The sequence below is a fragment of the Atribacterota bacterium genome, from assembly GCA_028703475.1.
Classification (GTDB): Bacteria; Atribacterota; Phoenicimicrobiia; order Phoenicimicrobiales; family Stramentimicrobiaceae; genus JAQVMU01.
The window spans coordinates 1-22699 of the sequence record JAQVMU010000020.1; the positions used below are offsets into that span (position 1 = coordinate 1).

Below are 22699 nucleotides of genomic sequence, written 5' to 3' on the forward strand. Positions count from 1 at the left end.
ATGTTGAATATGTATGCCAGGGAGCATGTTATTTTTAGTTTGATTCCGGCATTTCTGATTGCCGGAGCTATTTATCAGTTTCTGGATAAGAATGCAGTTTTAAAATATTTAGGTGCCAAAACCAATAAAGTTTTAGCTTATTTTGTCGCATCTCTTTCGGGTTCAATATTAACCGTATGCTCCTGCACAGTACTACCACTATTTTCAGGTATCTATAAAAAAGGAGCCGGATTGGGACCGGCAATGGCTTTTCTTTACTCAGGTCCTGCCGTAAATGTACTGGCTATTATCATGACTGCCAGGGTATTAGGCTGGCAGATAGGACTGGCAAGAGCTATAGGTGCAGTAATATTCAGTGTGATTATCGGATTGTGCATGCATTTTGTCTTTCTTTCTGAGGAGAAAGAAAGACAAGCCAATGGAGAATTGCAATTGGGTACTGGTAATGATCAAGCTGATGGCAGAACAGGTTTGCAGAATATTCTCTATTTTGTATCCATGATTGGCTTTATGGTCTTTGCCAATTGGGCAAGGCCTCAGGCAGGAGATCAAAGTCTGTGGGCTTTGATTTTTCAATATAAGTGGTATCTGGCGATTGCCTTTGCTCTCCTATTCATCTATATCCTGATTAACTGGTTTCAAAAACAGGAGATTATACCATGGGTGGAATCGTCCTGGAGCTTTACCCAGCAAATTATACCATTACTTTTCCTGGGCATCTTTTTTGCCGGATTGTTACTGGGCAGGCCGGGAGAGGAGGGATTGATTCCTTCCCGTTTTGTGGCATCATTGGTAGGGGGCAATTCACTTAGTGCAAACTTCTTTGCCTCTCTTGTCGGAGCTTTTATGTATTTTGCCACTCTTACTGAGATACCGATACTGCAAGGCCTTATCGGTTCAGGTATGGGACAGGGGCCAGCACTGGCATTATTACTTGCCGGGCCGGCATTAAGCCTACCTAATATGCTGGTTATCCGCAGTGTAGTTGGCACAAAGAAAACCATTGTTTATGTTACTTTAGTTGTTATTATGGCCACGATAAGTGGCATGGTCTATGGAAATATAATTCAATAAATTTATAAAGATAAAGGAGTAAAATTATGAAGATTGAAATTTTAGGGATGGGATGTCCCAAATGCAAAAAAACGACTCAGAATGCCCAAATGGCAGTTGAAGAGCTGGGGATTGATGCAGAGATTATCAAAGTCGAAGAGCTGGATAAGATTACCGAATATGGCGTGATGATGACTCCTGCCCTGGTGATTGACGGAGAAGTAAAAGTGGCAGGCAAGATTCCCGCTAAACAGGAAATTATGACTTGGATTAAAGAAAAAACTAATCAATAGGAGATTAAAATGGGAGAATGTGGTTGTAATAATACGAAAACAAGGCTGATTTATTCCTGTTCCGGTTGTGCCGATGTGGGGGAAATAGCCGATCAGGTTGCCAGGAAGTTAACCAGGGACGGATATGGCAAGATGACCTGTCTGGCTTCAATCAGTGCCGGTATATCCGGAACAATAGCATCGGCTAAGGGTGCAGATGAGAATATTACATTAGATGGATGTTCGGTCGCTTGTGCCAGAAAAACTCTGGAGAATATTGGCGTAAAACCTACTGAGACTTATATATTAACTGACATGTATTTGGAAAAAGGCAAAACTTCGGTAAGTGAAGAAATCATTAATGTAGTCAGTGAACAGATAAAACATGGCATTGTATCTAGAACACAACCAAAAAAAGAACAAGAAAATAATAAAAATACTGGATGTTCCTGTGGTTCCTGTTAAATTAAATAAGGATAATTAGAAAAGAAAAGGAAAGATATGAGCAAGTATCATCGCGGTAAAGTTCATAGTATAAATGCATAATCAATATAGCCAAGAGAGGTTAATGTATGAAAAGTAAAAAATCGATTTATATAATTTTATCATTAGTTTTAACTGTGCTGGCAATATTTGGGTTAAAAACAGCATTTAATAATCCTGCGAGTGAAACCAAAGAGATAAGCCAGGCAGACGAGATTTTATCAGATAGTGAAATAAAAGCGACATTTGTAGAGCTGGGATCCAAGGGTTGTATCCCCTGTGACAAAATGCAGCCTATTCTGGAAGAAATTGAAAAGGAATACCAGGGACAGGTAGAAGTAATATTCCATGATGTAAAGACCCCTGCTGGCAATCCCTATATTAAAGAATTCGGTGTCAGAGCAATACCCACTCAGGTTTTTCTGGACAAAGACGGTAATGAATATTTCCGTCATCTCGGATTTTTCCCTAAAGAAGAAGTGATTAAAGTATTACAGCAACAGGGAGTAAAATAATGTCTGTAGCAATCTTTGAATGGCTAAACACATTAATACAATCAAGCTATCTTTTTGCTTTGGGTGCTTCCCTGATCTGGGGAGTTTTAAGTATATTGCTTAGTCCCTGTCATTTAGCCAGTATCCCTCTGATTGTAGGTTTCATAGGGGAACAGGGTAGAATGACTACCAAAAAGGCTTTTTGGCTGTCAACTTCCTTTTCTGTGGGGATATTGATAACTATTGGCGTTATTGGTCTAATAACCGGTTTAATGGGTCGTATGCTGGGAGATGTTGGTGTTTACGGGAATTATTTTGTAGCCTTAATCTTTTTTGTGATAGGACTTCATTTATTGGAAATTATTGAAATACCTTTTATTGGGAAGACCAATCAGCCTGTATTCCGAAAAAAGGGGATATTGGCTGCTTTTATTTTAGGGCTGATCTTTGGAGTAGCCCTTGGTCCATGTACCTTTGCCTATATGGCACCTATGCTGGGAATTGTCTTTACCGTATCGGCAACCCAGTTCCTGTTTGCATTTTTATTACTTCTATTTTACGGTATTGGGCATTGTTCAGTGATTATATTTGCCGGTACTTTTACCGAAGTTATTCAAAGATATCTTAATTGGAATAAGGATTCTAATGGGATGCTCATAGTAAAAAAAATATGTGGGTTATTGGTTATTTTAGGTGGCATTTATTTGATCTGGACAGTATAACGGTTAGAAAGGAGATTTAATATGACCAAAGAAAACCAAGGTGGATTAAATATATTTGAAAAATATTTAACCATATGGGTATTGCTATGTATTATAGCAGGCATTATTTTTGGGAAAGTCGCTCCCGGTGCAGCCAAGTTTCTGGATAGTTTAGCAATTTACGTAAATGGTGCGCCGGTGATATCCATCCCTATTGCCATTTGCCTGTTTTTTATGATGTATCCCATCATGGTAAAGATTGATTTTGCCGAAGTGTTAAGGGCGGGAAAATCTCCCAAACCGGTAGGGCTGACTTTGTTTGCCAATTGGGCGGTCAAGCCTTTTACTATGTATCTGATTGCCTATTTCTTTTTAGGGATAGTGTTTAAAAATCTAATAGGAGTGGATACAATTGACCTGGTTAAGCTCCAGCCTGGAGTTGATTGGGCTGTGGGTTCAGTCCATGGGGCTGGAACAGTGGTGTTTCACGAGGGTGTAAAAATGCTGGAAATCCCCTTATGGAGGAGTTATCTTGCCGGATGTATTCTCCTGGGAATTGCCCCCTGTACTGCCATGGTATTACTATGGGGTTATTTGGCTAAAGGGAATGACGGGCATACCTTAGTAATGGTAGCCATCAACTCTCTTTCCATGTTATTTTTATATGGTCCATTAGGCGGTTTCCTTCTTGGAGTAGGAAAGATGCCGGTTCCCTGGCAGACACTTTTGCTTTCTATCAGTATCTATGTTGCCTTGCCTCTTGTGGCCGGTTATTTTTCACGTAAGTGGATTATAAATACCAAAGGAGAACAATGGTTTAAGGAAAAATTCCTGCACATGCTTACCCCGGTATCTATTGTAGCTCTATTATTTACTTTATTGTTGCTCTTTTCCTTTAAAGGAGATGTGATTGTAAGTAACCCTTTAACCATACTATGGATTGCCATTCCTCTCTTTATCCAGACCAATCTTATCTTTTTCCTGACTTACGGTCTGGCAAAATTACTGAAACTTAATTATGAAGATGCTGCTCCTTCTGCTTTGATTGGAGCAAGTAATCATTTTGAGGTAGCCATAGCTACTGCTACCATGATCTTTGGCTTGGCTTCCGGTGCTGCCCTGGCTACTGTGGTAGGAGTATTAATTGAAGTCCCGGTGATGTTGATGCTGGTATCGGTATGCAAGAAAACCCAGGGGTTGTTTGCAAAAAGATAAAATAATATTTTTTAAAAAGAGGTCAATATTAGTGAAAAAAAATAACAGATTTAAACTTTTTTTTATGCAAAATAGGAAGGAAAAAATATTTTTTATTTTTTCAATATTATTTTTAATTATGTTTTTTGTAATTGGATTTAATAATATAATATTCAAAGAAGGAAGAAGTGAAAACAGAACCCAGCAAGCTGTGCTGGTTGAACTTTATATTGCAGACGGATGTCCCGCCTGTGCGGTGGTAGAACCTATTTTAGAACAATTAGTTGAGGAATATAGTAGAGAGAAGTTTATACTTGTAGAAAACCCATCCTGGGGATTGTATAGCACTCCTGAAATATCTAACAGGTATAGATGGTATTTTCCCGAGTACTCGGAGCGGGGAGTTCCTAATACTTTATTTAATGGACTTGATGACAGAATACATGGTTTAACTGATTATGAAATGATTAAAGAGAAAATCGAAGTTCTATTAAATCAACAGCCAATGGTTGAATTAGAGACAACAAGAAATACCAATTCTGCTAATTCCACATTCAGTGGGAAAGTAATAAATATTGGAGACAGTACATTAACCAATCTGGTAATAAACGGTATGGCCTTTACTGATAGAGAAAAGACAGGATTCCGTTATTCAGTCGTGGATATCTTTGAAGATGAAAAAGTAACCATTAGCTCTCTGGCTCCTGGACAGGAAATGGATTTTACTATCAGCATGGAAGGACTGGACTGGGAAGGAGACAATCTTGATGGAGTTATTTTTGTTCAGTCAGAATACCATGAAAAAAAGGTTATATGGCAATCAATTTTTGTAGACTGAAAAAAATAGTGTATCATTAAAATGCAGAGATAGTAAAAGGTGGCGAATGAAAAAGCTGATTAACAAAAATCTAATAATGCTAATTTTGATCTATGTATTAAATCATCATTTTTCAAGCTATGAATTTTAGGGAGGCATTGTATGATAAATAAACATTCATTTGAAGTCGGTTTTTCTTTTGGAATTACCTCAGGTATTATTACCACATTAGGGCTTATAGTTGGATTGAGCTCTGGGACACAGTCCAAGGTTACAGTTATCGGTGGAATACTAACCATAGCGATAGCAGACTCCTTCTCAGATGCCTTAGGAATTCATATCTCGGAAGAATCAGAGGGGAAACATACAGATAGAGAAATATGGCAATCAACAATTTTCACTTTTTTAGCTAAATTTATTTTTGCGTCTTTATTTGTTCTACCTATATTATATTTTGACCTTCCAGCAGCAGTAATTGTTAGTGTAATAATAGGGCTTTCTTTGCTTTCAATTCTGAGTTATTTATTATCTCGTAAGCAAAATTCAAAAGCATGGAATGTAGTTCTGGAACACCTGGCAGTTGCCATAGTAGTTATACTTTTGACACATTATGCAGGTATTTGGATAGCTTCAATTTTTGGAAAAAATTAATTCTATTCATAATTTTGTTTACTTTCCTTTACCTAATATTAATCTTAGCCCTTTTGAAAATATTTATTATTATAAGGGCAAAAAATCCACCGGCCAAAGCAGTGACTAACTGGGGAAAACTCATCATTTGAGCAATCGCAGGCGGAACCTGTACCAATAATCTTACTGCACTTACCAATACCAGGAATTTAACTAAAGAGGCAATGATAATACCAAAAATTTTATTTTTTGATTTTAGCCAAAAAAATAAAATTACCAGTATTGCATTGCCCAGGGCAATAAAGGGAATTAAAGGTGCCAGCGGGGGCGGTAAAATCCCCCGCATAGCGGCAATAACCGGTGTAAAAATCCCAATCAATATTCCTCCCTGCCATCCGACTATCATTGTTGCCAGGTAAAGTACTGTGTTTACTAAAGGTCCGGTTATGAATTGGGGGAATCCACCCATTTGAAATACCAGGGCAATAGCCAGTAAAATGGCGGTTCTTGATATCCATCTTATGCGAGTTTGCTGCATTTTTTATCTCTCTTTCATTAAATTGTCTTTTTTGTTAGTAAAAAAATTTAATTTACTGTTTTATACTTTTGCCTTCTTACTTTTCTTATCAAAATATTTTGTATGAAGAAGATGATGAGATTTTTCTCCCAGAGGTTTCCCTAAAAATTCATCATAAATTTGTTTGATAGCAGGGTTTTCATGGGATTTTCTTAATTCCCGCCCTTCGTCTTCTTTATAGATTGCCTGAATCCTGGCTTTTCTTACTTCATCGGTAGTCAGCCGTGGCTGGCCTCCTCCTCCGATACAGCCACCCGGACAGGTCATGATTTCAATAAAATGATATTCCTTTTCACCTTTTAAGATGGATTCTATTACCTTATTAGCATTGCCAAGTCCGTGGGCGACAGCCACCTTTAGTGTTACCCCTTCTAAGAACTTCCATTCCGGTAATGCGCCTTTTATGGTTAGCTGGGCTTCTTTGACTCCCTCTAATCCCTGGACCGGGGTCACATGCAGTTTGTCAAAAGGCAAATTTTTTCCGGTTACAACTTCGTAGGCTGTTCGCAGGGCTGCTTCCATGACTCCTCCGGTATTGGCAAAGATATCTGCAGCACCGGTTGAGATACCCAGTGGTGCATCCATTTCACCATCCGGTAAGTTTGCAAAATCAATGCCTGCCTGTTTAACCATCTTTCCTAATTCCCTTGTAGTCAAAACATAATCCACATCCCGGGTTCCACTGTCGGTCATTTCATCCCGGCTGCATTCAAACTTTTTGGCAGTGCAGGGCATAATAGATACTACTACCATATCTTCTTTTTTCTTGCCTATTTTATCAGCGAAATAAGTCTTAGCAACAGCTCCAAACATCTGCTGTGGCGATTTACAGGTAGAAACATTATCCCTCAGTTCAGGATAAAAATGCTCCATGTAGTTAATCCAGCCCGGAGAACAGGAGGTAAACATGGGCAGTTTAGTATCTTCATCATTATCGACTAATTTTTTCTTTAAACGAGTCAATAGTTCATGGCCTTCTTCTATTATAGTAAGATCAGCGGCAAAGTTGGTATCAAATACCTGGTCAAAGCCCAGTCTGCGTAAAGCAGTAACCATACGCCCTTTGACCAGGGTGCCAGGGGGCATGTTGAAACATTCGCCTAAGGCGGCACGGATAGCCGGGGCAGTTTGAACTACCACAAATTTCGTTGGATCTTCTAAGACTTCCCAGACTTTTTCGGTATCATCACATTCGCTGATCGCACCAACCGGGCAGACAGCAGCACATTGCCCACATTGCACGCACACGGCATCATTTAGCATATCAACCATTCCAGGACCGATAATCGTATCAAATCCGCGGTAACGGGGACCTAAAGTTGATACTTTTTGCACTTCCTGACAGGCAACTACACAGCGGCGGCATAAGATACATTTGTTCGGATCTCTGACAATACCCGGGGTGCTGGTATCCAGGGGAAGTTTTACTATATCAGCTTGAAATCTAACTTCCCTTATGCCGTATTCCTCTGCTAAGGTCTGTAATTCACAGTCCTGGTTTCTATCACAGGTATTGCATTCCCAGGGATGAGAGCTCAAAATTAGTTCTAATAAGACTTTTCTAGCACTTCTTACTCTTTTACTGTTAGTTTTAATTTTCATTCCTTCGGTAGCTTCGGTTATGCAAGCGGGGAGCAAAGTAGCAGCCCCTTCTACTTCTACCACACATAAGCGACATGAGCCGGGGTTTTGCAGGCCATCTAAGTAACAAAGAGTAGGAATCTTAATTCCAATTTCTTTTGCTGCATTCAGGATAGTAGTTCCTTTTTCTACTTCCACTGGTATGTTGTTTATTTCTATTTTTATTTGCATATCTATCTCCTTATTCGGTATTCTTTTAATACTTTTCTATTTGGTTATTTTTTAAAGCAATATTGTAGATATTTTTTTATTGATATATTTCATAAAACTTTTATTGATTGTTTAATTGGCTTCCAATTTGACCTAACTATCTAAAAATTAAAAAATAATTTTACTAATGAAAATAATTAAATTTCAATCGATTTGGTTACCCTTGTATTGTTCATAAAATACTGTTTTAGATAGAAATAGGAATAAAAGATTAAATTTAATAAGAGCAAAGTGGGCAGGTTGCCAGAAGAAATGTAATTAATATAGAAATAAATATTCATACTCCCTCCTTTCCAAACATGGGAGGCATGGAAATTTCTTACCATACCCTTGAGATATAAATATCTGCCGGTTGTTTGCCATGGATTGCTCTTTAGGTAACACAACTCGAAGAGATAATCTTTTTATTTTTACTAATTTGACAATATATCATAAGGATAAGAACAAATCAAGTTATTTAAGTGGAAAATTATAAAACTTGCTCAATAACCTAACACAAATTCTACAAGGTCTGAAAGGAGACATAGGAGGAAACGGTATTTATTAATTTAAGCCTTAACAAAAAACATGTAATAATGTATGATATATCTATCGTCCAGATACAGTTAAAAAATCTGCCTTACTGCTGATAAATCTTAATACAGCTTCCGGGTTCAGATAATAATTGAGTATAAATATGTATATAAATAATAGAAATAGGAACAAAGAGTATTTTAATTGGAATATGCTATTGTTTGTATCCCTGTCTTCAGCTGCCATAGACATCTATTGCTCTCACTTTTTACACATTATTTATTATAGCTGTAATATAGGGATTAGAATGAGCATTACTCATTCTGCTACTAATAAAGGGATTACAGAATGGTTTTTACACAAGCTACAAAAACAAACGACCGGGATCGGAAGCACTTGCTTTAATTATTTAATATATAATGTCATATGATTTTAAATAAAAATAATTACAATATTATTAATATTGATACAAAGACATAAAGGGAGAATTATAAAATGAATAATAATCAAATTCAATTTACATTAACTGTAAATGCAGGTAAATGGCTAATAGCCAGGGCAATAAGCGAATTAGAATGTATAAAAACTGCAAAAGAAAAAGGGAAAATAATTTTGTTCGGAGGAACAACAGTATCCGCTTTGACAGAGATACTGACAGGGAAACCCATCAGGTTATCAGGTAGAATAACACCCAGAGGAACTGTTACTGCTTATGAGAAAAAAGGAGAAGTTGCGCATACTTTACTTATAAACGATGGTAAATATTATGATATAGAAAATCAGGAAGCAGAACCGTTGTTGGCTAAACTCGGTAGCTCGGATGTAATAGTTACAGGCGCAAACGGCTATGATGTTTTTGGAGATGCTTTTCTGATGGCAGGGACATTCGGGCTGGGAGAAAGAATTAACCTTTTTACTACAATGTATACAGAGGGCTGTAAAATAATAATTGCAGCTGGAATTGAAAAGCTGATTCCTGGTTCAGCAAGAGATGCTATTGGATGTGCCGGTCGAAATTCTTCAAAATGGTCAATGGGTGCCTCAATAGGTCTTGTCCCATTAATTGGGGATATAATCAGTGAAATTGAAGCAATCAGGATATTATTCGGGATTGATCCTGTTGTTATTGGTCGAGGTGGGATAAACGGAGCTGAAGGCAGCACAACAATGGTAGCCAGTGGAGATAATAATTCATTAGAGGCATTAATAAAAACTATTGGTTGGGCATCTGAACAAAAATTAAGTGGGATGCCTGAAAGTACAAAAGAATGTGAAAGAGGAGTAAAGGCCTGTTCCAGACATGTAGGTTGCTGTTATAAGTCAGGCAAATACTTTAAAAAAATCTGATGTGAAAGAATAAAGTAAACTTTTTGAATAACAAAAAGGGTTATAGTAATGGTAAATTATTCTTACTAATTATACTTTTTCTTGAGAGCAAATATTGGCTTGTTGCAGCCAGAAGGAGTAACATGCCCCAGATAAACCAACTTAAATTGTATGACCCGTTTAAGTCTGCAATATAGCCAAAAACAGGAGGTGCCAGCATCATTCCTGATCGCATAAAGAGAGAGGCAAAACCAATTGCTATGCCAACATTTTCTTCAGGCACAGTTTCTGTAATAGCTGCATTATAAAGACCTGGCCAGCCATATCCGGAAAAACCGATTAAAAAAGCAAATAAGAATAATGTAAATATTGAAGGATTAAGGGTATGCAAAAAAAGACTTAAAACTACAGCTATAAATGAAAACAATATCCCCATATAGAAGAAGGTTTTTCTTTTATTAGTTTTTAAAAGCCCGTCACATAAAAATCCCCATATCGCCCTTCCGAAAATACTGCCAAACTGAACAATTGCAAAACCCAGGCCGGCAATTGTTTTTGGCAGATTATAATCTAAAAATAAAAAAAGGGTAAAATGAGCAGTTATTACACTACTGGTTGAACCTAAGAAAAAGCCAAATAATGAAATTATTAACAATTCCCTGTTAACTATTAATTGGTGAAAACAATTCCAGAAATTTGTATTATTAACGGTTTGTTTAGATTTTTTATTATTATTAGCTACACCCTTTTTTTCTGTGTAAATACGTGAAACAAAAAATGCATACAACAGGGCAATTATTCCTGGAAAGATAATTGCTTTTCGCCAGCCAAAGAGATTGCCTAAATATGGAAGGAGGATGGCTCCAATTAATCCTCCTGCAGGGAACCCCATACTTTGTATTCCCAGAGCAGTACTCCTGTATTGGTATGGAAACCATTCGGTAACAGCCTTACTAACCGTTGGCAGGTTTAAGCTTACCGTAAGACCTGTAAAAGCAGCCAGAAGCAATATTACAATAAAACTCGGAGCGAAGGAATGTAAAATATAAAATACTCCCATAAATACACTGCCAAAGACTAAACCCCACTTAGTACCTTTTATATCAACCAAGCGACCGGTATAAATTGCAACTATTGCGGAAGTAGAATAAAAAAGGGTGGAATGCATTCCTAATTGTGTCCTTGTTAAGCCGAAATCTGTTTGTAAAAATGGAAATAAAGCAGCAAATCCGTCACGGTAAATACCCGCTACCACTGAAGTCAGGGTAACAATAAAAAGTATATACCAATTGAAGCTAGTTTTTTTATTTTGTTGATTTTTTTTCATCAGTATCACAGATCAAATATTTAATTGTATTTATATAACATTAAATGTAAAAATAACTCTATAGAATTAAATTCTCTTAAAAGACTAATTATTTTTCAGGGAGCAACAACAATAGAATAATGCTTTTATTTTGGTAAGTCAATTCATTATCAGTTATAAAAATAATATAAATAAATCCAAACTTGATTCTTTTGTCTTTGGCAGGAAAAATAGAGGTTATTTATAGTATAATAATAAAAACCTGATTTTCAAAAATTATAAAATTAAATTAAGTTAATTATAAATGGATAAACTGGATACAATAATATAATTTTCCTTTAACTCAAAAGAGGTAGTTAAAATGAGATGGAAGGCCTATAATCAACTTGCCTGGACTGATACTATTCTGGCTCCCCCGGAAACTTACGTGAAAGAAGCTGCATCTTATATCAGGATATTAAAAAGAATATTAAAGGATAATAAAAGTAAAAATCCTCATAGGATGCTGCATTTAGGCTGCGGAGCCGGCGGGCATGATTATCATTTTAAAAAACATTTTCAGGTAACCGGAATAGATATAAGCGAAGGAATGCTTAAGATAGCCAGAGAAACAAATCCTGAAGTGGAATACCTCAATGAGGACATGCGAACAGTTAATCTTAACAGTAAATTTGATGCAGTGGTTATTCCGGATTCAATTATGTATATGACTACTATTTCAGATCTGAAAAAGGCTATCAACAATGCGGTTTGTCATTTAAAACCCGGTGGTGCCTTCCTTGTTGTTGCCCATCTCAAAGAAGATTTTCAAAACAATAATTTTGTCTATTCCGGTGAAAAAAAAGGCATTCACATAACAGTATTTGAGAATAATCATATTATTTCAGATACAACCTATGAAGCAACTATAGTTTATCTGATTCGCCAAAATAGCAAACAGAATATTTATCATGAAGTTCACACACTGGGATTATTTTCCTATAATGACTGGCTTACGATATTAAAGGAAAATAATTTGAAAGCTGACGAAATTCAGATGAACCATCTCTATGATAAATACCTTTTAGAAGACAGACAGTATAAGCTGAAAATATTTGCGGGTAAGGATAATTATCATGCGGGATAAAAGTTTTATAGCTGTTCATCGTGGAGGTTTGCTGACTAAAGAGCAACACCGAAATTTAATCGAATGGGCACGGAAATGTTCAGAACATGTCATTCCTCTGCTTGGTAATAATATTGACAATAGGTTAATTGCTGCTTTAGAAATTGCTCAAGAATGGAAAGAGAATAAAGCTTCTGTTGGTGATGCCAGAAAAGCTTCTGTAGCTGCTCATTCTTTCGCCCGACAATCTTCTGACCCGGTTGTTAGAGCGATAGCGCGTTCTATCGGCCATGCAGTGGCAACTGCTCATATGGCTGACCATTCAGCAGGTGCAGCATTATATGCCCGAAAAGCCGTCTTTTATTCAGGGAAACCAGTTGAAGCTGAACGCCAGTGGCAAATCGAACAGTTGCCCGCAGAAATAAGAGAAATTACCCTGATATTGCTGGAAGAAAAAGAAAAGCATTTCAAGATTTAAGTTAGCCTTGTATTTTAAAAATAAAGTGCTTGTTTCTATATAATATAGATTTAAGATCAAATAGATTAGCTATGGTAAAATTAGAAATAAGATAGATTTGTATAATTATTTTATTATCAGGATTTTATTATATTTGAGAGGTTAGAGTAATGGAAAACAATAACAAAAGAGAGTCTTTTTCTGTATCCGGAGAAAAAATAATTGAAAAAGTTAAAGAAATAGTCCGCGAAGGAAATGCCCGAAAGATAATAATAAAAAATGAGAAAGATGAAACAATTGCTGAATTCCCCCTTACTGCCGGAGCAGTAGGCGTGTTACTGGCTCCAGCCTTGGCTGCCCTTGGAGCGATTGCTGCTTTAGTGACTAAATGTACTGTAATTGTTGAAAAAAAATAAAAATCTACCATTCTCTCTCAAAAGAGAGAGAATGGATACTATTTATCAATCTTACTACCAGATTTCTTTCCATAACTTATTGCATTTTTTGGGCATATTAGCTGACAATTAAAACATTGGTGGCATAATTCAGTATTAATATTTGCCTTTTTGGTTTGCTTGGAAACAACTACTGCCTCTGCGGGACATACCGTTTCACACAATTTACATCCGATGCACTTATCATGATTAACTCTTTCAGTAAACAGGGCAAACCTTCCGGTAAGGCTTTGTAAAAGTCCAAAAGGACAGATATAATTATGGAATATTTCCGGTTTGTATCTTATAGTAACAATTATAGAAAAAATTACCAGATACAACAGTATCGGTATTTGAACACCAAACATTCTTTTTGCAAATATCGTCGTAATTACCATTATCAGTAACACTATCCAGGGAAGTGATTTGGATTTCAGCCAGTTCGGAGTATCTTTTGCCTGAATATTCAGTTTTTTTGAAAGCCATTCTGCGGGTATCATTACTGTATTCATAGGGCATATCCAACCACAAAAAATTCTGCCCAGCAATAGTGCCAGGATCATTGTTACTCCAAATATTGCCAGCCACATTACCATTGCACCTTTTGAAATCAACAGAATGAAAATTGCTAAAAATACAATTCTCGATATATTAATAAAAAATTTTATCATTTTAATTTTACCTTTCCACTGCAAGGATAATATTTAAGAAAAATCACTATATTATTGTTAAAATAACCACTCCAATGACAGGTAAATTCCCTGGGAACGCTCAAGCATGTTTAGCTTGGAGTGTTCATCTCCCAGTAAAAAAGAATAGTTAACTGATGCTGACACATTTTCTGTTAAACGGTAATCTACTCCAATAACATTTACCATGCTCATGTCTTGCAGACTTAGAACAGTTGCATAAAACGGAGTAAAATCACTATCGTCAAATTCTTTTTTGGTATTAAGATAGGCATAAGGAGAACAATCATCTCCTTCTTCAAATGGCATTCCGTAGATAAATCCCCCATTAAAATACCAGTTTGAATCAGTAGTGTAATCAGCACTTATTACACCTTTAAAATAAGGGTTATCCAACAAATCTTCTCCCAGGAACGACCAGTGCTCAGGTATGATATACGCCAGGTCTCCCCTTAAGGTAGCTCCTTCTATACCCGGGAATTCACCCTGGATTTCCAGGCCAAGTACCTGTTTGGTAGGATGGCCAACTGTAAATTCTGCCTTACTATCCTGAGAAATAGAAAGGTTCATTGGAAATGGATCCATGTAATTTCCTCGATAATAGCTTATGCCTGCATCAAATGTGGGGAAACTATGAGTCAGTCGCAATCCCCATACAATGTTTTTTGCTTCCTGGTGATTGAGTGTGACCTGGTTAATATCAAGTCCCTGTTCCGGCAGTCCTGCAGCATAGCTTGATAAATAGTCACTTTTTAAAAATTCATCAGGATAGGGAGTAGGCATCAGCCAGGGCAGGATAGCTCCATATAAATAAGTGGAATTACCCAGATAGTAAGTAGCGCTAATTCCAAAAGCACCTATTCTGCTCTGTTGTCCGGTTAAGGATATTTCCGGAGGTGCAGGATTAAAATTATCCAGGGGGCTGAAAATATCGGCAGCCCCCCATCGATTTATTATCTTCCCTGCTTTGAGGTCGAGATTTTCAATAATATTATAAGCACTTACATAAATCTCATTAGGAAATATTACAAATGGCTTCCCGAATTGTTTATTAGTAGTCCTAATTATTAAATCTCCTTCCAGATAAACATCATCTGTAAGTTCTTGAAAATAATCAATGTCCAAAGTTAAAGTATGATTTATCATCCGGGTAGATAATAAATAGGAAGTTTCATATTTTAATGTTTGTGATGTATTAAATGCTAATCCAGCCCGGGTAATAGCAAATATTAAAACAATCATTAATAATATGCCAAGAGAATATTTTAATCTCATCATCATTTCTCCTTTCTTAATCAACTAAAGGACCGGTTTCTGCAGGGTACGGATACTGAAAAAGCTCGATGACAAATCCAGATCATATTCAATCTCTATAATGTTCATCCGGGTCTGATGATTATCAGACAGATTGGTTATCTGCATTTTCATAGGAGTAAATCTTCCCTCATCATCAAACTTCACTTCCTTTATCTCAAGTGTCTTGGTATGCTGTCCATCCAGGTTAAAGAACTCTACTTTTTCAACATAGAATTGTGCTTTATTGACATAGAGAATAAACTTGCTGTAGGAAAGCTCCTCATCAGCAGGCAGTATCTCAAGTATATACTGTCTGTCGTCTTCTTCTAAAAGCTCTTTAGTATAGTCGTCATTCTGATAGTCCATACTCAGGTCTTCATAGGAAAAATCGGTTCCCATAAAGTTTTCCTGTTTGGAAGAGCCGGCTATTCTCCTTGGCTTCTGATAAGCGGGCATAAAAAGGTATATCTTATCACCATTTTCAATACTCAATAAGGTTACTCCCTCTACTGATTTGGGGGAGAGAAAACGCATTAACATGGTAATCTTATCATCAGCTTCTTCCTGTTCAAACATGATGATTTCCCTTATTTCTTCTTTACCCTCGCTGTCGATTAAAACCATCTCAGCCTGGGTTTTGCTGTTTTCGTACTCAGCCTGATTTTCTTTTACTTTATCCATAATCTCATCAGCAGTCAGCTGAACGGCTCCGGCAGCTAAAGAGATGCTGCCAAACAGGGCAATAACAATCAAGATAACAAAGTAAATATTATTTTTGTTTAACATCTTTTTCCTCCTTAAATTTAACACTATTTAATAGTATTGGTAATAACAGTAAAGTGTATACTACGCTTATCAGCATTACACTGGAAATGAGTTTTCCAAAAATTGAAATCATTTCAATCTTTGATAGGGATAATACGATTAACCCTGCAGCTACAGATATAGAGTTGAAAACAATGGCACGGCCGGTTCCGATCATGGTATTTTTCATTGCATCAATCCTATTATTCTTTTTTAATTCATCTTTATAACGATTAATAAAATGAATAGTATAGTCAATACCTGCTCCAATTGCTACGCTTGCCACCATCATAGTGCCTATATTCAGAGAGATATTTGCTATTCCCATTATACCAAAGGAGGTGAGGATAGTCAGTATTATCGGTATCATTGCAATAAGTCCAATCCATATAGAACTGAACTGGAAAGCTAATAATATAAATACCGCAACAAAAGCAGTCAGCATACTTTTGATTTGTCCCTGATAGACACTATCATTTACACGATTGGTGATGACCGGCATTCCTGTCAAACTAAAAGAAGAAGAAATATCACCATCCTGATCAGGTACATACACATAATCGTCAGTCAGATACCACAGATAGTTGGCATTATCCTGAGTCAGCTGCAGATCGAATATATTAGTTATCTGCTCCCGGGCATACTGGATTTTTTCTCTCTCGCCGGCAATGGCAATAGAGCTGTCAATAACATCCTGCAGGTACCCGGCATCATATTCGGAGATTTCAAGCTGGTTGGTTATCCTGTTTATAAATGTTACACTATCCAGATTAGATTTCAGGTAACCGGAGATAACAGGTTCTATTTCAATAGCTGTTATACCAAAGTCTTCCAGCTCTAAAGAAGATAAGCTGATTATTTCTTCAATGAAGTCCTTATCGGTCTGTATAAACTCCGTATTAGTAAGTCCGGCAATTCTAATCAGCTCTTCTTTTAGTTCTGCTGACTGTGTCTGGTCAAGTTCTGTTCCATTTGCCTGCCAGGAGGTTATAATATCCTCTGCAATATAGGGATAGTACTGTTCTTTCTCCTCAGGGGATAGCTGGCTTATGTCAATCCTTTTGACTGTCTTTGGTATCTGCTGGATAAATTGTTCGACTTTCTGGATGGATTGCTCTACAACAAGAGAAGTCATTTCTCTTGAACGCACTTGCAGTACTGTGCTTTGGTCGTCATCTTTAATCATGGAATCAACAAATTCATTACCCTCTGCAAAAAACCAGAGATTATCTATTTTAGCCGGATTGGCAGGAATAATCTTTTTATTTTCCATTGCCTCATTGAGTTGTGTTAAGAAAATACTGATGGAAGCCGGCTGAGAAAGAGAGGGCAATCTTTTGGCATAGTTTTGAATCTTATCGATACTTCTTAATATATAAGGATGTTTGACATTTTCTGCCTCTGTATATACATATAGAAAGTCAACCCCCCCGAACTTGTCTTTGAAGTAATCCATGCTTTTTGTGATAGGATTGTTCAAACCCAATCTTGCCTCAATAGATGAGTCTGGTTTCACCTGGGTCACATAGAATCCTGAAACAATAACAACAACTATAATGATACTAATAATCAAAACCTTTTTCCTGACAATTGAATTTGCTAAAAAATTAAGAAAACGGGTTATTAGATCTTCCGAATGATGAGAGAAATTTTCCGGCACTTTTTTGGGAGCAAAGACATTAAAAATTGCCCCAAGAAAAAAAATTACCAGCAGAAATGCTACGAAAATACCGATTGTGGCAAAAATCCCAAATTCGGTCATCGGTATAATGATGGCAGTTACAAGGGAAGCAAAACCGGCCATCGTTGTTAAAGCACTCATCATAATAGGAACAACCGAATAAGTTATCGCTTTTTCAATAGCCTTTTCAGGAGCAAAGTGTTGTCTTTCTTCATAGTACCTGCTGATAAAATGAATGCCATATGCAGTTACCAGGGAGAGCATGACTACCGGAATTACTGATATAATGATTGTTACTGTTTTGCCGGAGGCAGCAATTGCTCCTAATAGTAAAAGAGAAGAGAGTATTGCAACCAGTGCTGGAAAGATTGTTCCCTGAATGCTTCGAAAACTATAATACAAAAGAGCAAGAATTATAATAGCTGCGATTATTACCAATGACATATTATCAGTAGCCATCTCAGTAATCTGAGCGTCCATAATTGGATAACCGTGATATTCAATTTTAAGTGCATTTTCTATATTTTCCTGAACAATGCCCTCAATTTCATTCTTCAGTATAGTTCCATTAATATCCGGCACAGATTCAGCCATTAACAGGGCTGCTTTGCCATCAGGTGATAAGTATGAGCCCCGGATTAGTTCATCTTCATATGCATCTTGTTCCAGTTGCCGGGCTTCCTGCCGGGTTTCCGGGAAAACTTCTACGAATTCTCTAACTTCAATGCCGAAGTCTGTGGCAATAATCTTTGGCATGTTTAAGAATGAATTTACCGAAGCTATATAATCAGATTTTTCCAGCTGTTCAGAAATATATTTAAAATTTTGCAGGTTTTCTAATTCAAATAAATCACTATACTCTATGGCAATAAGGGTGATGTTCTCATTATTACTGCCAAACTTTTCTGAAATTTCCTCGTAGAATTCTATTTCCGGATCACCTTCAGCCAGGTACTCGGTGATATCATCATCTACCACCAGGTTTCTGATTTGAGAAATGCTTAATATGCTTAATAAAATTGTAAAGATAATTATTAATTTTGAATATTTTCTGATAAAAGTTGCAAGATTTTTCATATAATCTACTCCTGTTTAGTGGATAAGGTTTAAAGAATATTATTTTTAGGTTTTTTAATTCCGGAAATGACAAATTTGGATAACATATCAATGACTTCCTCAGTTGTATAGGGGAACCTGGATATTGTCTCAGGATTTATAACAGCTTGAATTGTATTAAGAATTAATATTACAATTATTTCAATATCAATATCATCACGGACAGTTTTTTCTTCTTTTGCCTGTATAAGGAGTTTTCTAATCTCATTATTAAACATTTTTTCCCGGAGATTGATTATTGTTTCCCAGGCTTTTGGATTATTTCTTTTAATATCTTCAAAGGCATGAATACTGGATTTTGTAATGTGAGCCTGTATTAAAGAAATGATTTGTTTTAATGAAACAAGCGCATCTTCCTTTTTGCTGTAGGTAATTTTGTTTATTTCTTCCTGGAATTCCTGGAAAAAATCATAGATTACAGCTTCTAATAATATTTTTTTACTTTCATAAAACTGATAGAGGGTTCTTTTGCTCATATTGAGCTCAGAAGCCAATTCATCCATCGTTACTTTAGAATAACCGAAACCAAAGAATAGTCTTCTTGCAGCTAAAAGTACTTTTTTCTTGACAGAGTCTTCCTGATTGTTTGCCATTTCTCACCTCAATAAAAATGAAAAAACTATAATAGTTTTAATAGTTTTCTTTCTATTTTAAGCATATCATATACTATATGTCAAATGTTTTTTAATTATGAACAAATAACAAAGAATTGGAGGTAAAATAATATTTGAAAATTTATGCTAAATTTCCCGCTATTTACAATTAAGTGTATAATATTATTATAAATATTATCATGGTGATATTTAAATAATCAGGAACAATAAATAATAACAACAGGGGGAATAAAAATGGGAAATTTGGTAGCCAGGAAGGGAAAGATATTAGCAGTCTGCATAAGTCAAGTTATTATTTTTTGTTTACTAATGCTTCTGATTTCCGGTTGTGACGATATAAATCCTCCGGCAAATGAAGGGGATACAGAACAATCACCCGGGGAGTCAGTTGAAACAAGCAATAACCCTGGCCCTGCACCTAATTCAGGAGATGGTGTTTCTGATGGCCCTGGCTGGGAAAAATCTCTTATAAAATGAAAAAATAATCTCATACATCTACAATATTAATAAAATTCTTCAACAAATTCTTCTTTTCTCTAAAAATAAGAAAATACTTGCTAATTTTAAAAATATGCAGTAAAATACTAAATTAGTAAATAACTAATTGTTTTTATTAAAATTTTTGGAGGAAAAACTATGAAAATACCTGCAGAACTAAAACATAAACCGGTTATTGTCTCAGAAGAATATGACAAAATTGATGGCAGGATGGCAAATAAATCCGATGCCAAAGGACTTTCCCTGGGGCTTGCCCAATGGAACGACAGGGGAAATCTTGAAATTTCTGCTAAAATATGGCGGCATACAGGGGAAAAATGGTCCCGGCAATCAGAAGAAATGCCTTTACACAGGGTGCTGGACCTGGCAATTCTGATTTGCAAAACAAGAAAAATATTCATGGAAAGATATCACAAAAATGAGAAGGATTACCCTAACTATCCGGTACTGGACAGGATCGGCCTGCAGGGTGATGCCATGAATATAGCAGTCTGTACAGATAATGAGCATATTGATACAGATATAAACTTGTTTGATGACTGTTTGCATAAAGATGATGAGATAATCAGTGAAAGGCTGAATGTATTATATGATTTATTAAAGGAAATAAAGGAAATATAAACTAACCAATAACACTATTAATAATAATACTTGACATTCATGTTATAATTAATCGTATTTGATTGTATTCGCTTTTAACTGGTTATTAGAAAAATGCTTAAAACACTTGAATGAATACTTCTATTTATGTATTAAGCTTGCCCGTGTCTGAACTGCTTTATTGGTTGTCCAATCCGCTAGTTCTTCGAATGTAAAATGACGTATTCCCTATTCCCGGTTGTAAAATCAGCAATTACATTAATTATAATTTATATATAAATATCAGGAGAAAAAATGACAGATATCGAAAGATTTAAAAAACTTGGCCTTTCAGATGAGGTTGTTGAAGCAGTATCAAAGAAAGGATTTGAAGAACCGACACCAATCCAAACATTAACAATACCCGCTATGTTGCGGAATAATACCAATATTATTGTTCAGTCTCAGACTGGTACCGGGAAAACCGCAGCCTTTGGCCTGCCGTTAATTGAAATGATTGATGCAAAAGAAAAAAATGTACAGGCTATGATTGTTACACCTACCAGGGAATTAGCTATTCAGGTTGCAGAGGAAATAAATTCATTAAAAGGAAATACAGGATTACAGGTTATTCCTGTTTATGGGGGACAATCAATAGACCAACAGCTTAGACGTCTTAAAAAAGGAGTGCATATTGTAGTTGGCACCCCGGGAAGAGTTATTGACCATCTTAAAAGAAAGACACTTAATTTAAGAGACATAGATCATCTTATCCTTGATGAAGCCGATGAAATGCTGAATATGGGTTTTATAGAGGATGTAGAAGAAATAATGAAATATACTAATCCCGAAAAGAGGACTCTTCTATTTTCAGCTACCATTCCTGCCAGGATAAAATCTCTGGCAAAGAAATATATGACCGGGTATGAATTTATTACTATCGAGAAGCAACAGCCCACCGTAAGTCTTACTGAACAGATTTATTATGAAGTTCGCCATTCGGATAAATTTGAAGCATTATGCAGAATTATTGATATTGAAGAGGATTTTTACGGTTTAGTATTTTGCAGAACCAAAAGCGATGTAGATGAAGTTACCAATCATCTTATTGAGAGAGGTTATGATGCAGATTTTATCCATGGAGATATCTCACAAAGCCAGAGAGAAAAGACTTTAAACAGATTCAAGAAAAAAAATGTTAATATCCTGATTGCAACTGATGTAGCAGCCCGTGGGTTAGATGTCAATAATATGACCCATGTTATCAATTATTCTCTTCCACATGATCCTGAATCCTATGTGCACAGGATTGGCAGGACAGGAAGAGCAGGGAAAGAAGGAACAGCTATTACCTTTGTCACTCCCAGTGAGAACCATAAGCTTATGTTTATTCAGCGAAAGGCAAAAACAGATATCAAAAAGCATAAGGTTCCCAATGTAAAAGATATTATAAATGCCAAGACCAGGAAGATAAATGACGATATTGCTGCAATTGAAAATGAGCAGATAGATTCCACCTATTTTAACTGGGCAAAAAAGCTGCTGGAAGATAATAACAATACTGAAATACTGGCTAAAATATTAAGTTATAGTTTTGATGACAAGCTTAATCCTGGCTTGTACAATGAGATTCAGGAAGTATCCTCCAGAAACAGGAAGATAGAATTAGAAGGAAAAACCAGGCTCTTTGTGGCAATGGGTAAAAAGGACAAGCTCACTCCTGCCAAACTGGTAAAATTTATCTTTGAAAATACCGGTGTAAATAAATCTGTTATTGACCAGGTAGATGTATATAATGAATTTTCCTTTATAAATGTACCATTTAAAGAAGCTAAGACCATATTGAGAATTTTTCAGAAAAAATCCGGGAACAAAAGAGCTTTAATTGTAAAGGCACGTACAAAGCAGAAAAAAGAAGGAGCCAGGGTTTAACCGGCTCCTATATTTTATTTAATCTTTTTTGGTAAATGCTGAGTATAACTCAGATAATATTATTTGCAATATCTTTTGCTTCTACCTTAAATGATTTTTTAAAGTCATGAAAAAGCTTGGGAACAATTTTACCCGGCAAGACCATTGCACCCAGCTCTCCTGCTTTATCGCTCATCAAGGCAATAGCTTTCTTTCCGCCCATCGCAGGAAATGGGAAACCCATAGTCACAAAGGGTAAGAATTTCTTTTTGGAAAGATTTCCCAGCTTTTCCAAAGC

The 22699-nt window shown here is 36.2% G+C and carries 24 protein-coding genes and 1 riboswitch; of the genes, 15 read left to right on the forward strand and 9 right to left on the reverse strand.

What is annotated here, in order from left to right; all coding sequences use genetic code 11:
* The 8 genes from PHQ99_03735 to PHQ99_03770 form a co-directional block, all read left to right on the forward strand.
* Positions 1-1074: permease (locus tag PHQ99_03735; protein MDD4288682.1), on the forward strand; the 1074-nt coding region annotated here is incomplete at its 5' end.
* Between the two features lie 26 nt (positions 1075-1100).
* The gene (locus PHQ99_03740; protein ID MDD4288683.1) at positions 1101-1346 is read left to right on the forward strand and encodes a thioredoxin family protein; all 246 of its coding nucleotides are present in this window, start codon (positions 1101-1103) and stop codon (positions 1344-1346) included.
* A gap of 9 nt (positions 1347-1355) precedes the next feature.
* The gene (locus tag PHQ99_03745) at positions 1356-1790 is read left to right on the forward strand and encodes a putative zinc-binding protein (protein ID MDD4288684.1); all 435 of its coding nucleotides are present in this window, start codon (positions 1356-1358) and stop codon (positions 1788-1790) included.
* Positions 1791-1897: 107 nt separating this feature from the next.
* Entirely contained in the window at positions 1898-2323 is a 426-nt protein-coding gene (locus tag PHQ99_03750; protein MDD4288685.1) for a thioredoxin family protein, read from the forward strand.
* Positions 2323-3024: a cytochrome c biogenesis protein CcdA gene (locus tag PHQ99_03755; protein MDD4288686.1), complete on the forward strand. Its 702-nt coding sequence runs from the start codon at positions 2323-2325 to the stop codon at positions 3022-3024. Before PHQ99_03750 ends, PHQ99_03755 begins: the two co-directional genes overlap by 1 nt.
* A gap of 21 nt (positions 3025-3045) precedes the next feature.
* Positions 3046-4218 (forward strand): ACR3 family arsenite efflux transporter, encoded by a 1173-nt coding sequence (arsB, locus tag PHQ99_03760; GenBank protein MDD4288687.1) that lies wholly within the window; start codon positions 3046-3048, stop codon positions 4216-4218.
* 31 nt (positions 4219-4249) lie between these two features.
* Positions 4250-5035 carry a thioredoxin family protein gene (locus tag PHQ99_03765; GenBank protein ID MDD4288688.1) on the forward strand — a complete coding sequence of 262 codons (786 nt, stop codon included), beginning with the start codon at positions 4250-4252 and terminating at the stop codon, positions 5033-5035.
* Between the two features lie 141 nt (positions 5036-5176).
* Complete coding sequence (locus PHQ99_03770) at positions 5177-5665, forward strand: hypothetical protein (protein MDD4288689.1); 489 nt, start codon at positions 5177-5179, stop codon at positions 5663-5665.
* 28 nt (positions 5666-5693) lie between these two features.
* Here the strand turns inward: PHQ99_03770 and PHQ99_03775 are convergent, their stop codons facing one another.
* Positions 5694-6182: an ECF transporter S component gene (locus PHQ99_03775; GenBank protein ID MDD4288690.1), complete on the reverse strand. Its 489-nt coding sequence runs from the start codon at positions 6180-6182 to the stop codon at positions 5694-5696.
* Between the two features lie 60 nt (positions 6183-6242).
* Positions 6243-8033, reverse strand: coding sequence for an NADH-dependent [FeFe] hydrogenase, group A6 (locus PHQ99_03780; protein MDD4288691.1), 1791 nt, complete (start codon positions 8031-8033; stop codon positions 6243-6245).
* A 309-nt stretch (positions 8034-8342) separates the two neighbouring features.
* Positions 8343-8477: riboswitch (molybdenum cofactor riboswitch) on the reverse strand.
* A gap of 603 nt (positions 8478-9080) precedes the next feature.
* Between PHQ99_03780 and PHQ99_03785 the strand changes: the two genes are divergently transcribed.
* Positions 9081-9932 carry a hypothetical protein gene (locus tag PHQ99_03785; GenBank protein MDD4288692.1) on the forward strand — a complete coding sequence of 284 codons (852 nt, stop codon included), beginning with the start codon at positions 9081-9083 and terminating at the stop codon, positions 9930-9932.
* A gap of 40 nt (positions 9933-9972) precedes the next feature.
* On the opposite strand, the gene PHQ99_03790 is transcribed toward PHQ99_03785, so the two are convergent.
* The gene (locus tag PHQ99_03790; GenBank protein ID MDD4288693.1) at positions 9973-11238 is read right to left on the reverse strand and encodes an MFS transporter; all 1266 of its coding nucleotides are present in this window, start codon (positions 11236-11238) and stop codon (positions 9973-9975) included.
* A gap of 340 nt (positions 11239-11578) precedes the next feature.
* On the opposite strand from PHQ99_03790, the gene PHQ99_03795 reads away from it, so the two are divergent.
* The 3 genes from PHQ99_03795 to PHQ99_03805 all read left to right on the forward strand — a co-directional run bounded on the left by PHQ99_03795 (position 11579) and on the right by PHQ99_03805 (position 13195).
* Positions 11579-12343: a class I SAM-dependent methyltransferase gene (locus tag PHQ99_03795; protein ID MDD4288694.1), complete on the forward strand. Its 765-nt coding sequence runs from the start codon at positions 11579-11581 to the stop codon at positions 12341-12343.
* Positions 12333-12800: a hypothetical protein gene (locus tag PHQ99_03800; GenBank protein ID MDD4288695.1), complete on the forward strand. Its 468-nt coding sequence runs from the start codon at positions 12333-12335 to the stop codon at positions 12798-12800. Before PHQ99_03795 ends, PHQ99_03800 begins: the two co-directional genes overlap by 11 nt.
* Positions 12801-12949: 149 nt before the next feature.
* Positions 12950-13195 carry a DUF4342 domain-containing protein gene (locus PHQ99_03805; GenBank protein ID MDD4288696.1) on the forward strand — a complete coding sequence of 82 codons (246 nt, stop codon included), beginning with the start codon at positions 12950-12952 and terminating at the stop codon, positions 13193-13195.
* A 38-nt stretch (positions 13196-13233) separates the two neighbouring features.
* Here the strand turns inward: PHQ99_03805 and PHQ99_03810 are convergent, their stop codons facing one another.
* From PHQ99_03810 to PHQ99_03830, 5 genes are read right to left on the reverse strand one after another with little or no spacing between them, the layout of a single operon-like run.
* Positions 13234-13884, reverse strand: a complete 651-nt coding sequence (locus tag PHQ99_03810) for a 4Fe-4S binding protein (protein MDD4288697.1) — start codon at positions 13882-13884, stop codon at positions 13234-13236.
* Between the two features lie 57 nt (positions 13885-13941).
* Positions 13942-15177, reverse strand: coding sequence for a hypothetical protein (locus PHQ99_03815; GenBank protein ID MDD4288698.1), 1236 nt, complete (start codon positions 15175-15177; stop codon positions 13942-13944).
* Between the two features lie 24 nt (positions 15178-15201).
* A complete protein-coding gene (locus tag PHQ99_03820; protein MDD4288699.1) occupies positions 15202-15984 on the reverse strand; it encodes an outer membrane lipoprotein-sorting protein in 783 nt (260 codons plus the stop codon).
* The gene (locus tag PHQ99_03825) at positions 15968-18760 is read right to left on the reverse strand and encodes an MMPL family transporter (protein ID MDD4288700.1); all 2793 of its coding nucleotides are present in this window, start codon (positions 18758-18760) and stop codon (positions 15968-15970) included. Before PHQ99_03825 ends, PHQ99_03820 begins: the two co-directional genes overlap by 17 nt.
* Before the next feature lie 29 nt (positions 18761-18789).
* Complete coding sequence (locus PHQ99_03830) at positions 18790-19392, reverse strand: TetR/AcrR family transcriptional regulator (GenBank protein MDD4288701.1); 603 nt, start codon at positions 19390-19392, stop codon at positions 18790-18792.
* A 255-nt stretch (positions 19393-19647) separates the two neighbouring features.
* Between PHQ99_03830 and PHQ99_03835 the strand changes: the two genes are divergently transcribed.
* The 3 genes from PHQ99_03835 (at position 19648) to PHQ99_03845 (ending at position 22422) form a co-directional block, all read left to right on the forward strand.
* Positions 19648-19890 carry a hypothetical protein gene (locus PHQ99_03835; protein ID MDD4288702.1) on the forward strand — a complete coding sequence of 81 codons (243 nt, stop codon included), beginning with the start codon at positions 19648-19650 and terminating at the stop codon, positions 19888-19890.
* 159 nt (positions 19891-20049) lie between these two features.
* Positions 20050-20532, forward strand: coding sequence for a DUF6530 family protein (locus PHQ99_03840; protein ID MDD4288703.1), 483 nt, complete (start codon positions 20050-20052; stop codon positions 20530-20532).
* Between the two features lie 273 nt (positions 20533-20805).
* Positions 20806-22422, forward strand: coding sequence for a DEAD/DEAH box helicase (locus PHQ99_03845; protein ID MDD4288704.1), 1617 nt, complete (start codon positions 20806-20808; stop codon positions 22420-22422).
* 49 nt (positions 22423-22471) lie between these two features.
* Here PHQ99_03845 and PHQ99_03850 read toward each other — a convergent pair.
* On the reverse strand, positions 22472-22699 hold a 228-nt coding region (locus tag PHQ99_03850), incomplete at its 5' end, for a hypothetical protein (protein MDD4288705.1).